This window comes from Sphingomonas segetis (assembly GCF_009720245.1).
Lineage (GTDB): Bacteria > Pseudomonadota > Alphaproteobacteria > Sphingomonadales > Sphingomonadaceae > Sphingomicrobium > Sphingomicrobium segetis.
This window is the reverse complement of record NZ_WJSQ01000091.1, coordinates 1-10,641: the sequence shown is the minus strand read 5'-3', so window position 1 is coordinate 10,641 and position 10,641 is coordinate 1. Positions and strand designations below refer to the sequence as shown.

The window sequence follows — 10,641 nt, the reverse complement described above, 5'->3', positions numbered from 1 at the left end:
TCTCGGGAACGAGGCCCCGGCACCCTCGCTGCCCGACGAAGCGTCCGTCGTCGCCATCGTGGACAGCGCTGCCGTCAGCCCCGGCTCGGCGCGCGCACTCGCCTTTGGCGGCGAGCAATTGCTGCTCCAGCACCGGGCGCTGTTCGACCTGCTCGAAGCCCGCGCGGAAGCCCGCGGCGAATATTGAGCAGCGGCGCTCGGGCCACGCCCTTCACGCCGCTTGTGCGAATTCCTGCCGCTCCTGCGAAGCGGGATCCTCCACCACCTCCGCCGCCGTCACCGACTTGGCTTTCGGGAAGAGCAGGCGTGAAGCAAGCACAACCGCGCCGAACGCGAAATAGGCGGCGATTGCCCAGGTCGGGCTGTAGAGCACGCTCGCGGCGAACGGGACGCGCAGAATCACCGGGTTGAAGCCGAAATCCTCGCCGATCGCTTCGCACACGCCCAAAATCGTGTGCGACCGAAGGGGCAGGGCGACCTGAGTTTCTTGCGCTTCCATTGTTCACTCCACTTGGCAAATGCTCGTGGCTCTTACACAGCAAGAGCTATGCCAAATTCGAAAATGGCAGAATATCAACGCGATACACACGTAGTGGCTCGCGCGGTTCGGAAATTCCGCCACTTGCAGCGCAAACAATTGGGAATTCCGGCCGGGTGCTGCAAGTGCGATATTGCAGCGCAGCATTGATTATCGACGAACGGATGCAAATCTACTAGGAGACGCCGCCGAACGGCCACGGCCGGACGCTTGGAGGAGCCGCGATCCGATGATGCGGATCATGATGAAGTCGAAGATTCACCGAGCAACGGTAACTCAGGCCGACCTTGACTACGTCGGGTCGGTGACGCTCGACGCGGCGCTGATGGAGGCCGCCGATCTGCTCGAGGGCGAGCAGGTTGCGATCGTCGACATCACCAATGGCGCGCGGATCGAAACCTATGTTATCCCGGGCGAACGCGGCAGTGGCGTGATCGGAATCAACGGTGCCGCCGCCCATCTCGTTCATCCCGGCGATCTCGTGATCATCATGAGCTATGCGATTCTGAGCGACGCCGAATCGCGGGCGCTGGAGCCGCTAGTGGTCCATGTCGACGAAAAGAACCGGATCGTGAAGCTGGGCAACGATCCCGCCGAGCCGGTGCCCGGATCGGACCAGGTCAGGGGCGACCTCATCGGCGCGAAATAACGTCTCCAGTCGTCAGGAGCCGCCACGGCGACGGCAGATAATCCGTCGACATGAAATAATAGAAGAGACAGCGGCCGGCCTCGTCGCGGTTGATGCCCTTGGCGATTCCGAACGCGACATTGCCGCTGAACACGGGGCCGCCGCTATCGCCGGTCTGGCACGAAGGGCCTCTGACCGTCACCCACGTGGGCGAGCAGGGGCCGCCGCACAGTGCGCCGGGCGGCGCGTAATCGGTCAGCTCGACTGTTGCACAGTTGTAGCCCGAGCTGACCCCGTAATGGCAGACGAAGTCGCCGGCGCGGGTGCTCGACACGTTGCGCCAGGTATCGACTCGCCGCTGTGAGCCCGCCCCGCGGTTGGCGTAGAACAAAGGGCCAGGCGAATTGGCGCTGCCGTTGATCTGCACGTCCTGGTAGCCGAGCCCCCACGAGCCGATCATCGGCAGCATCGTGCTGGTGCCGTCTTCGGCATCGACGTAGGTCAGCTGGTCCGGGCAGTGGGCGGCCGTGGTGATGGCGCTGATTTCGCCGTTGGTGACCACGAAGCCGGTAGTGCAGCGGCTGTTGCGGCTCGTCAGCGAATCGATTCCGACGACTTCCTCTCCGCCGCCGATGCTCATGTTCGATTCGATCAGCCGGTTGACGACGACCCGCACCGGCACACCGCCGAGCTCCTCGGCGCGACGGCGGATTGCCTCGGTCCCCAGACGCGATTCATCCTCCGGTGTGACGAGCAGCACGACCTCGCCGCTCCGCTGATCGTAACCGGCACCGCGCGCGCCCGGCAGTTCGCTCCTGAAGTCGATCAAGTGGCGCCGCATCGCCGCGACGGCCTGCCCGTGCGTCGCCTTCGCCCCCGTCCTGAACACCACCGGCACGCCGGCGGCGCTGCGATCCGACACGGCTTCTGAGCCGGTCAGGAGCACGACGATTCGATATTGGGGTAAGTGCTCGACCGAAATTCCGGCGAGCCGGTCGGCGAACTCGCGCGCGACCGCGTCCGTTGCCGGAACGCTGTCCTGCTGCGCCTTCAGCCGCCGCATTGCCTCGTCAGGAGCGACGGCGAACTGCGCCGCATACTGGAACGCATCCTCGGCAAGCGCCTCGTCGCGCGACTGCACGGCCTGCGCGGCGGCGGGCGCTGCCAGTGCAATCAGGACGAGGGGGAGAGCGCGGCGCATCGACAGGCGCTCATTGCCTCCCCATGTTAAACGCCATCTGAAGGAGCTCACTCATGGCCACCACCGCCTCGACCGCCACAACCGCTTTCGACCTCACGCCGCCGAGCCCGCAGCAGTTCGACGCGCTCGTCGCCGAACTCGCCGCCGAGGAGCGTCACGTCCTGCTCGACCATGGCACCGAGGCGCCGTTCTGCGGAGTCTTCCTGCAGGAGAAGCGGCCCGGAGTCTTCACCTGCCGGCTGTGCGGCCTGCCCTTGTTCCACGGCGGCACCAAGTTCGAGAGCGGCACCGGCTGGCCGAGCTTCACACATCCATTCGCCGAAAGCCATCTCAGGACGATCCGCGACACGAGCCACGGCATGGTTCGCATAGAGATCGTTTGCGCCCGTTGCGGCGCGCACCAGGGGCACGTGTTCCCGGACGGTCCGCCGCCGACCGGGGAGCGTTATTGCATCAATTCGGTCAGCCTCGCGTTCACTCCCCAAGGAGAGCGGCTGCCCGACAAGCTCGGCAGGGGCGCGCCCGAAGGTGAAACGGTCAAAGGATAACAACAAGAATGGCCGAACCGCGCCGCGCAAGCCCGCGAATCCCGTTCCTGCTGCTGCTCGCCTTCCTGCTGATCGCCGCGGTCATCGGCGGGGTCGTTGCGCGGTTGCTTCCGGTCGGCTCGACGACCGCGGCCGAGCCGCGTGCGCTCGCCGCGTCGCCTGAAGAAAGCCTCGCGCCGCTGGTCAAGAAGACGGCGCCTGCGGTCGTCAACATCGCGACCCTGCAGCCGTCGCCGGCGGAGCAGAACCCGCTCCTCCAGGATCCCTTCTTCCGCCGCTATGCCGGCATTCCCGACGCCGCCTTGCAGCCGGTGATCGCCGCCGGCTCCGGGGTCATCGTCGACGGCGAGCGGGGCCTCGTCATCACCAACTTCCACGTCGTGCAGAATGCCAGGGCGGTCGAGGTCGGGCTGAAGGACGGGCGCAAGCTGCCCGCCGACCCGGTGGTGCTCGCGCCGCAGCTCGACATCGCAGTGCTGAGGATCGACGCCACGGACCTGCCGGCCCTGCCGCTCGGCGACAGCAACACGCTCGAGGTCGGCGATTATGTGGTTGCCATCGGCAATCCGTTCGGCCTCGGCCAGACCGTCACCAGCGGGATCATCAGCGCAACCGACCGTCCGCTCGGCCGCGGCGATCCGCGCCGCTTCCTCCAGACCGACGCGCCGATCAATCCGGGCAACTCTGGCGGGCCGCTGATCGACCTCGACGGCAAGGTGATCGGAATCAACTCGGCGCTGTTCAGCCCGAGCCGCAGCGAAGCCTCCGCCGGCAATGTCGGGATCGGCTTCGCCATCCCCAGCAACGACGTGAGGAAGGTCCTCTCGCAGGCCGAGAAACGCGTTGCGGCTCAGTAGCTCCCGAGGCTCGGCTGGTCGTTGCGAGGCCGGGGCGATGGAACTCCGATCCGAATTTTAACGTTGGCCATTCGAGCGTGGGAGCTGTCGCGTCGACGCGTGGACGGTGACCCATGGACGATGAACGCACTGAGCTGATTGAGACAATCGAACGCTGCCGCAGGCTTGCGAAGTTCCTGACCGACGAGGAAATGCGCGAGGCGCTGGAGCAGCTTGCGGAAGATTACGAAGCGCGGCTGAAGCGCCGAGGCGAGGGCTTCATGCTGCGTGAGTGATCGTGCGGCGGCCGGACGATTGCCCTGCCCGCGGGATGCGAAGGGAATTGCGGGCAGGGCTCATTACGTCTGGTGGCAGCGCCGCCGGAGCTCGCTAAAGTTCAGCGACGCTACCGAGTCCGGGTTAACCCCGCGCCCGTTAGCGAGCGGTGAGCGAACAGGGTTCACAGGCTTTAACCGTGTCGATTCCAGCCAAGTCTTACAATTTCTGTCGGAAGGGGGCATATGGACTTGGCTATTAGTCGCAAATTGACGGTTTCAGGCGCTTTTGCGGCTCCTCTCTCCTTCTCTTGTCGCTCCTAGCACGAAGCGGATCGCACTTTGGTCCCGCACTGGAAGGAAAATGAGATGACCACCGGAACGGTGAAGTTTTTCAACGAGAACAAGGGCTACGGCTTCATCGCTCCCGATGGTGGGGGCAATGACGCGTTCGTCCACATCAGCGCCGTGGAACGCTCCGGCATGCGCACGCTGCGCCAGGACCAGAAGGTAAGCTACGACTTGCAGGAGGACCGCCGCGGCAAGATGGCCGCGGTGAACCTCAAGCCCGCCGACGAAGCCGCGAGCGACGAACCGGCCGACCAGGCCGAGTAATTGGCCGGGCCGATCATCAGAGGCACGAACCTGCAATTCTTCCTCGCCCGCGCCGAACAGGCGCGGGCCGAGGCCGATGCGGCAACGCTTGACCACGTGCGCGAGCGTTGCCGCCGCTCCGAAGCAGCCTGGACCGCGCTTGCCGACAAGGCGCTTCGAAGCGAGCAGCTTCGGATCGAGGAAGCCGAGCGCAAGGCCGCCATGGCCGAGCCCGCCATGCCTCGGGTCGACTCCTAAAGCCCGCGACGGCGGCCGCCGCCGCCATTCAGATAATCGATTCGGATCGACACCCACGAACCGACGAGCGGACGTCCGTTCTTGCGCGGCGGCCGGACCCGGAACTGCCAGGCCGCCTGGCGCACCGCGCTCGCGAGGTGCGAGCCGCGCGGCTCCTGACCGAGCTCGATGCAGTCGTCGACCCGGTTCCCGGGGATGGTTCGGCAGGCGATCAGGCCATAGCCCTCGGGCGCGTTGGCCGGCAGATATCCGCCCAGCTCCGCGTCGGTCGGGTGGCGCGCCCATTCGGCGGCATACAGCACCTCTCCATTGGGCCCGTGCCCGACAACCGGCGAATCGCCGGCGCCCGAATCTGCACCGGACTTGGGCAGCTGGCCGATGTCGGCGGCCGCCATTTCCTCCTTGTTCATCTCGATCCACGGCGTCGCCGGTGAGGGTGGCGGCGGCGGCGGCAGAGCGATCGTGGGATTGGCCGGGAGCACGATGGGCGGCGGCTTGCGCTGCGGCGCGGCCCGCGGATGCTCGGCCGTCTTCTGCTCAACGCGCACCTTCGCCGGCGCTTCGGCCTTGCGCGATTCGGGCAGAAGGTCGACCACCAGCCCGCGCCTCGGCGGCGGCCCGACCGGCGCGAACTTGCCCAGCCCCATCAGCACGAGCAGCAAGGCGAGATTGACCGCGAGCGCGAGCGCGAAGCCGGAGGCGCGGCGGCGGAGCGGCGGGCGCTCGTAGGGCAAAGAGGGCCGGTAGGCGGACACGTCTGGGCTGCGGGCTTTTCAATCTGCGTCGAGTTCGATCCGGACTTTAGTCGAGCCGCACTTGAACCGCGAGTGAAAGCAACACTCTAGCCTTGGTGCGCGGCAATCCTCGCCACGCGCCGGTCGCCATCCCAGATCTGCGTTTCCAGCGGCCGCTGCATCGCTTTCACCGTGAATACGGCGGCTGCGTCGTCCGCGGCGTCGATCCGGCGCTCGCCGGAGATCACGCCCTGAGAATCGATGCTGTAGACCTGGTAGCTCTTCATGAACGCTTGCGCGCCGCCGCCGCCGCCGCAGGCTGGCGCGGCGTCCAGTCTTCGCGCTGCGGCACCTCGAACGGCTTGAACGCGTCCCAGGCGCGCTTGTCCGGGCCAATCTTCTTGAGGATCGTCGTATTGGCGACGGCAAGATGGGCCACCGCATAATCGGGCCGGTTCGCGATCACATAATTGATGACTGTCTCGATCGCCGGATAGAGCGCGTCATCGTAAACTATGTAGCCGCCCTGGCAGCACAACAGGTCCGACAGGACGAAGTCGGTCATCGCGTTCTCGAACCGGTGCCCGCCGTCGATGAAGATCAGGCCGGCGGCGCCGCGTCCGACCTTTTCGATTAGCGCGCCGAGCCCGATTTCCGAGCGCTTCATGATTCGCCGGAACGCCTTGGGGAAGCGCGCCTGGAGATAGGCCTGGACGATCTTGCCGCGGTTGTTGGAGAGCCCGAAGGGGTCAAAGATCAGATGGGCGAACGGCTTTCGCTCGAGGCGCCTCGTGCCCAGAATCACCGAGGCCGACGAGCCCATTCCGAAGCCGATCTCGATCGAGAGAGGCTTCGGGCATACGCGGGCGAGATGCGCGAGGAGGCCGACCTCGCCCGGCTGTAGCCGGACCGTCTGGAGATCGTCGGTGCGCCCGTCGGGGTGGCGGAAAATGCCGGTCTCGAGCGCGTCGAGCGTGAGCGCGATCGCCTCCTCTTTCGGGGCGAGCGCCTTGACCGCGGCGACCAGCTCGTCTTCCGGCGGAAGGCCGAGGCGGTCGGGGTCGGGCTCGCTGGCGGATTGCTGCTTTCTCATCTGCATGGCGGCGAGCTACACGATTTTAGCGGAGGCGCGACACGAAATTGCCGGCAAAAGGCGGGGCTGAACCGCATGATCAACGCAAGCGCTGTGATCGTCGCCATTTCCCCTAATAGCCGTAGTGACGGGCGATCACGCCCGCGATCGCGTTGTTTTCCCAATAGGGAATCATGAACAGCAGGATCAGAACGGCCAGCAGGATGACGTTCGCTGTGCGTCCGCGGACGAACAGCAGCGCCACGTAGGAACCCTTGATCGCGACATTGTAGGGCAGGAACCACAGCCAGAAAATCGCCGGCTTGTTCTGGATCATATCGAGGATGATGCCGCGGAAGGTGAAGGTCACCAGCACCTCGGCAGCGAGCAGCATCGCCACCACGAAGCGCTTGCGGTCGGCGTAATACGCGGCGAGCTGGCCGAACTCCGCTGGGTCGCTAGGGAACACTACCGCCGCCGCGAGGAAGTAGAAGGTGGCGAGCAGGATCGGCGCCGCCAGCGCCTCGAAATCGAGCGAGATCTGCGTCAGCGTGTTCCAGGCGTCGATCCATGTCGCGCAGATGACGATGAAGGTGAGGAGCGCGAGAAGCGCGGTCTGCGCCTCGAGCTGCCTCAGCGCCTTGGCCCGCACCATCCGCGCGAAGCCGCCGAGCAGTTCGGTCACGGCAAGGCCGAGGATCAGCCCGTAGAAAGCAAAAAAGAAGCTGAACCTGTCCATGCACGCCTGAAGTTCAGGGCTCGCGAGCGGCCCGAGGCGGCACGTGCTGGCGGCGCGGGGCCTTGGCTGCGCCTTCGTCCCAATGCAGCACCATCTCGCACAGGATCAGCGGTCCGACCCACGACAGCCAGATGAAGGTGTCGGCGTCGAGCGGGACCACGCGCGAGGCGATCCGGCAGAAGACGAATGACCAGACCAGCACGTAGCTGCGCACCATCCAGTGCGCGTGGCTTTGGAACCGGCGGTTGCGGGCGGCGCGCCAGCCCAACGCAGCAAAGCACAGCCAGGCTGCCGCGAGCATGAGCAGCGACACGGTGGCGCTCGTCAGGATTGGGCTGCCGGCCGGCTTGTGGGCGGGCGTCGAAGTGATGATCATCGCGACGATCGCCCCGAACGTCCCGAACCCGAGATAGGCCTGCCCGACGCGGCGGTGCAGCGGGAAATTGTCGTTGCGGGCGGCAAGATAGAGATTGAGGCCGCCGAGGAACAGCATGGCCGTGCCGCCGACCATGTGGGCGAAGGTCAGCGCGAAATGGCCTTGGTGAGCCGCGACGTTGGAAAGCATCGCGACCGGCCAGGCGATCATCCACCAGGCGACCGCGCCGGACAGCAAAGCGGCGGCGAGGAGCGCTCCGTTGCGCGTGCCCCAAAGCGCGCGTTGTTTCCGGACCGGCAGAGCTTCTGACGCCATCGTGCGCCCCCCGAGCTTTTGTTCAGAAGATTGAAGCGGGCGTCAATTGCCCCTGTCGCTCATTCCGCTGCCGCCGTTTGCGCGGCGATCCCGAGACGCGTTTTGGCCTGGGCGACCATTTGTTCGAATCTCACGTCATTACGGATCGCGTTGAGATCGGGGTCGACGTCGGCGTGGCTGACGTGCGAGTGGCTCTGGATCCGCTCGAAGAACGGCGCGAGGACCTCGACCGCGCCGTCGGCGTCGTTGAGCTGCGCCGAATAGAGGCAGCCCAGATTGTAGCGCATCGTCAGATTGTCCGGCGCGACCAGGAGCGCGCGCTGAATCCACTCCATCGCACGGTCCCGTTGTCCCAGAGCGGCAAGCGCCATGGCGCCGACGGCGAGGGCGGCGCCGTTGGTCGCCTCCCTCGAAACCACCTTTTCGGCGCGCTCCAGCGCGATGCGCGCGGCGCGCTGCTCGCCGACCTTGTCGCCGATGCCGGCGTAGCAGCACAGCAGCATGTTGGCGTTGCTGTAGTCGGTCTCGCTGAGCTGGATCGCCCGGTCGAAGAACGGGATTGCGTCGGCGATGCGGCCCTGGCGGAAGAACAGCCGCGCCGCCTCGCGATTGACCTCCCACGAATCGGCGTCGAGCTTGAGCGCGATCTCGATCTGCTCATTGGCTTCTTCCAGCCGGTCCTGCTCGCTGAGGTACCGAGCGCGCACGCAATGCGCTTCGGGCACATTGGGGTCGATTGCGAGCGCCCGCTCGGCGGTCGACAGCGCGTCTTCGGGCTTTTCGTGCCAGAATCGGAGCTCGGTCTGGGCGAGCGCCATCAGCGCCCACGCCTTGGCGTAATTGGGATCGAGCGCGGTGGCCTGCTCGCAAATCCGGACGATCGTCTCGTCTCGGCGGATGTCGCCGAAGCTGCCGGTGATCCACAGCTCGCGCGCCATCAGGTAGAGATTGTAAGCGTCGGCGCTCGACGTCCCGCGCTGCTCGAGCGCTTTCTTTTCCTTGGGCAGGAGCTTGAGCTGAAGCGCCGAGACGATCGCCTTGGAAATCTCGTCCTGGATGGCGAAGATGTCGGTCAGGTCGCGGTCGTAGCGCTGGGCCCAGATATGGTCGCCGGCGAGGCCGTCGATCAGCTGGGCGTTGATCCGGACCCGGTCGCCGGCCTTGCGGACGCTGCCTTCGAGGACATGGGTGACCCCGAGCTCGCGCGCGATCTTGGTCAGGTGCTGGGCGCTTCCCTTGAAGCTGAAGGAGGTGTTGCGCGCGACCACCGACAGCGCCGAAATCTGCGACAGATCGGTGATGATGTCCTCGGAGATCCCGTCGCTGAAATATTCCTGCTCCGGGTCGCCGCTCATGTTGATGAACGGCAGCACGCAGACCGAAAAGCGGCGCTCCTGATCCGCCTTTCCGTCCGCCCCCGCCGGTCCCTTCCCGACCAGCGAAGCGACCGCTCCCTCGAGCTTCTTCCAGGTGTCGGACGCGGTGTCGCCGCTCCACCCGGCAAGGCTGCTGCACTGGATCTGGTTGAACGGCAGCGGGGGCAGGGTTCCGTCGACCGTGACCTGGATCAGCGTGCCCGCCTCGCGCGCCCGGTCGGCCTCCGCCCGCACCCAGTGCGATTTCGCAGCTTCGGCCGACCACACCACGACCACGGCCCTGGCGGTGGTCAGCCGCTCCTCGATGACTTCGCTGTAAGCGCGGTTGGCGGGGATCTCGTCGTCGCGCCACACTTCGTAGCCGCGCGAGCGCAGGGCGTCGGCGATCGCATGCGCCTGCGCCTCGGTCGAACGGCCGTAGGAGATGAATACATCCGTCACGCGGGCATTGCCCCGAAAGTTCGCGCCCGTGTACCTGCTGGGTGCCAAGTCCGGCAAGTGAAAGCTTGGCACCCCGCCGCTATTGATGGAGGGTTGCGGGTCCCGTAACATCGGCGGCTCACGCGATGGAGGCGGGCATGGCTCAGGCGCCGAACTGGTCTGCTGCACCCCAGTACCTCGACAAGAACGTCAAGGACTTCTGCGCCAACGGCTACACCGACGACAGCTTCAACCATTGTGCCCATTTCGTCGCGCACGCGCTCGGGCTGAGCGTCGGCTACACCTGCAAGAAACAGACCGGCGGCAAGCACGACGGCGCTTCGGTCCGAGTCCACGAGCTGTTCGCCAGCTGCCACCAGGTCGGTCATTGGGCGGATCGGCAGGCGACTCTGCTCGAATGCCTGGTGTTCATCACCCACCCGGGCAATGTCCATCTCAAGACCAAGACCATGGACAACCACCCGACCAAGCATGTCGGCGTGTTCAGCAACGGCTCGGTGATCCATTATTCCAACACCAAGGACCGCGTCGTCCGGCAGACGCTGGAGGAGTTCAGGCACCACTACCCGCCGCCGTACAATGGCCTGTTCTTCGGAACCGTGCTGGGCTTCGGATGAGCCTGGTGCTGCTCCTCGCGGCCGCCGCGGCCGCGGCGGCGCCGGCGGGCGCCTACACGCCGGTCCACGACGATGCGCTGGCGGGGCGTGCGG

General features: G+C 66.0%; 16 protein-coding genes. 8 read left to right on the top strand and 8 right to left on the bottom strand.

Going from position 1 to position 10,641, the window contains the following annotated elements; translation table 11 throughout:
• Nucleotides 1-187 (top strand): DUF6975 family protein (locus tag GH737_RS15305; protein WP_420853440.1); only part of this gene is annotated, 187 nt, incomplete at its 5' end.
• A gap of 24 nt (nucleotides 188-211) precedes the next feature.
• Here GH737_RS15305 and GH737_RS09755 read toward each other — a convergent pair.
• Nucleotides 212-499: a PspC domain-containing protein gene (locus tag GH737_RS09755; protein ID WP_155264635.1), complete on the bottom strand. Its 288-nt coding sequence runs from the start codon at nucleotides 497-499 to the stop codon at nucleotides 212-214.
• A gap of 268 nt (nucleotides 500-767) precedes the next feature.
• Between GH737_RS09755 and panD the strand changes: the two genes are divergently transcribed.
• On the top strand, nucleotides 768-1,187 hold the full coding sequence (gene panD, locus GH737_RS09750) for an aspartate 1-decarboxylase (protein ID WP_155264634.1): 420 nt from the start codon (nucleotides 768-770) through the stop codon (nucleotides 1,185-1,187).
• Here panD and GH737_RS09745 read toward each other — a convergent pair.
• Entirely contained in the window at nucleotides 1,171-2,367 is a 1,197-nt protein-coding gene (locus GH737_RS09745) for a S1 family peptidase (RefSeq protein WP_230558741.1), read from the bottom strand. The two genes, panD and GH737_RS09745, sit on opposite strands and share 17 nt — an antisense overlap.
• Before the next feature lie 53 nt (nucleotides 2,368-2,420).
• On the opposite strand from GH737_RS09745, the gene msrB reads away from it, so the two are divergent.
• The 5 genes from msrB (at nucleotide 2,421) to GH737_RS09720 (ending at nucleotide 4,878) form a co-directional block, all read left to right on the top strand.
• The gene (gene msrB / locus GH737_RS09740; protein ID WP_155264633.1) at nucleotides 2,421-2,915 is read left to right on the top strand and encodes a peptide-methionine (R)-S-oxide reductase MsrB; all 495 of its coding nucleotides are present in this window, start codon (nucleotides 2,421-2,423) and stop codon (nucleotides 2,913-2,915) included.
• Nucleotides 2,916-2,923: 8 nt separating this feature from the next.
• On the top strand, nucleotides 2,924-3,772 hold the full coding sequence (locus tag GH737_RS09735) for a trypsin-like peptidase domain-containing protein (protein WP_155264632.1): 849 nt from the start codon (nucleotides 2,924-2,926) through the stop codon (nucleotides 3,770-3,772).
• A 113-nt stretch (nucleotides 3,773-3,885) separates the two neighbouring features.
• Nucleotides 3,886-4,047 carry a hypothetical protein gene (locus GH737_RS09730; RefSeq protein WP_155264631.1) on the top strand — a complete coding sequence of 54 codons (162 nt, stop codon included), beginning with the start codon at nucleotides 3,886-3,888 and terminating at the stop codon, nucleotides 4,045-4,047.
• Between the two features lie 348 nt (nucleotides 4,048-4,395).
• Nucleotides 4,396-4,641, top strand: coding sequence for a cold-shock protein (locus GH737_RS09725; protein WP_155264630.1), 246 nt, complete (start codon nucleotides 4,396-4,398; stop codon nucleotides 4,639-4,641).
• Nucleotides 4,642-4,878 carry a hypothetical protein gene (locus GH737_RS09720; RefSeq protein ID WP_230558740.1) on the top strand — a complete coding sequence of 79 codons (237 nt, stop codon included), beginning with the start codon at nucleotides 4,642-4,644 and terminating at the stop codon, nucleotides 4,876-4,878. It begins immediately after the preceding gene.
• Here GH737_RS09720 and GH737_RS09715 read toward each other — a convergent pair.
• From GH737_RS09715 to GH737_RS09690, 6 genes are all read right to left on the bottom strand, one after another.
• Complete coding sequence (locus GH737_RS09715) at nucleotides 4,875-5,612, bottom strand: hypothetical protein (RefSeq protein ID WP_230558739.1); 738 nt, start codon at nucleotides 5,610-5,612, stop codon at nucleotides 4,875-4,877. The two genes, GH737_RS09720 and GH737_RS09715, sit on opposite strands and share 4 nt — an antisense overlap.
• Before the next feature lie 107 nt (nucleotides 5,613-5,719).
• The gene (locus tag GH737_RS09710; RefSeq protein WP_155264629.1) at nucleotides 5,720-5,899 is read right to left on the bottom strand and encodes a hypothetical protein; all 180 of its coding nucleotides are present in this window, start codon (nucleotides 5,897-5,899) and stop codon (nucleotides 5,720-5,722) included.
• Nucleotides 5,896-6,711: a class I SAM-dependent methyltransferase gene (locus GH737_RS09705; RefSeq protein WP_155264628.1), complete on the bottom strand. Its 816-nt coding sequence runs from the start codon at nucleotides 6,709-6,711 to the stop codon at nucleotides 5,896-5,898. The genes GH737_RS09710 and GH737_RS09705 overlap by 4 nt, the downstream gene beginning before the upstream one ends.
• 106 nt (nucleotides 6,712-6,817) lie before the next feature.
• Nucleotides 6,818-7,423: a hypothetical protein gene (locus GH737_RS09700; RefSeq protein WP_155264627.1), complete on the bottom strand. Its 606-nt coding sequence runs from the start codon at nucleotides 7,421-7,423 to the stop codon at nucleotides 6,818-6,820.
• Nucleotides 7,424-7,436: 13 nt separating this feature from the next.
• Nucleotides 7,437-8,114, bottom strand: coding sequence for a DUF2306 domain-containing protein (locus GH737_RS09695; protein WP_155264626.1), 678 nt, complete (start codon nucleotides 8,112-8,114; stop codon nucleotides 7,437-7,439).
• A gap of 59 nt (nucleotides 8,115-8,173) precedes the next feature.
• A complete protein-coding gene (locus GH737_RS09690; protein WP_196233086.1) occupies nucleotides 8,174-9,931 on the bottom strand; it encodes a TIR domain-containing protein in 1,758 nt (585 codons plus the stop codon).
• 137 nt (nucleotides 9,932-10,068) lie between these two features.
• Here GH737_RS09690 and GH737_RS09685 point away from each other — a divergent pair, with 137 nt between their 5' ends.
• The gene (locus tag GH737_RS09685; RefSeq protein ID WP_155264624.1) at nucleotides 10,069-10,548 is read left to right on the top strand and encodes a hypothetical protein; all 480 of its coding nucleotides are present in this window, start codon (nucleotides 10,069-10,071) and stop codon (nucleotides 10,546-10,548) included.
• The last annotated feature ends 93 nt before the right edge of the window (nucleotides 10,549-10,641 follow it).

Excerpts from the sequence above, each read along its gene's own strand:
- GH737_RS09745 (WP_230558741.1), bottom strand. The coding sequence starts at position 2,367 with ATGCGCCGCGCTCTCCCCCTCGTCCTGATTGCACTGGCAGCGCCCGCC.
- GH737_RS09735 (WP_155264632.1), top strand. The coding sequence starts at position 2,924 with ATGGCCGAACCGCGCCGCGCAAGCCCGCGAATCCCGTTCCTGCTGCTG.
- GH737_RS09705 (WP_155264628.1), bottom strand. The coding sequence starts at position 6,711 with ATGCAGATGAGAAAGCAGCAATCCGCCAGCGAGCCCGACCCCGACCGC.
- msrB (WP_155264633.1), top strand. The coding sequence starts at position 2,421 with ATGGCCACCACCGCCTCGACCGCCACAACCGCTTTCGACCTCACGCCG.
- GH737_RS09755 (WP_155264635.1), bottom strand. The coding sequence starts at position 499 with ATGGAAGCGCAAGAAACTCAGGTCGCCCTGCCCCTTCGGTCGCACACG.
- GH737_RS09700 (WP_155264627.1), bottom strand. The coding sequence starts at position 7,423 with ATGGACAGGTTCAGCTTCTTTTTTGCTTTCTACGGGCTGATCCTCGGC.
- GH737_RS09730 (WP_155264631.1), top strand. The coding sequence starts at position 3,886 with ATGGACGATGAACGCACTGAGCTGATTGAGACAATCGAACGCTGCCGC.
- GH737_RS09710 (WP_155264629.1), bottom strand. The coding sequence starts at position 5,899 with ATGAAGAGCTACCAGGTCTACAGCATCGATTCTCAGGGCGTGATCTCC.
- GH737_RS09695 (WP_155264626.1), bottom strand. The coding sequence starts at position 8,114 with ATGGCGTCAGAAGCTCTGCCGGTCCGGAAACAACGCGCGCTTTGGGGC.
- GH737_RS09725 (WP_155264630.1), top strand. The coding sequence starts at position 4,396 with ATGACCACCGGAACGGTGAAGTTTTTCAACGAGAACAAGGGCTACGGC.
- GH737_RS09685 (WP_155264624.1), top strand. The coding sequence starts at position 10,069 with ATGGCTCAGGCGCCGAACTGGTCTGCTGCACCCCAGTACCTCGACAAG.
- panD (WP_155264634.1), top strand. The coding sequence starts at position 768 with ATGATGCGGATCATGATGAAGTCGAAGATTCACCGAGCAACGGTAACT.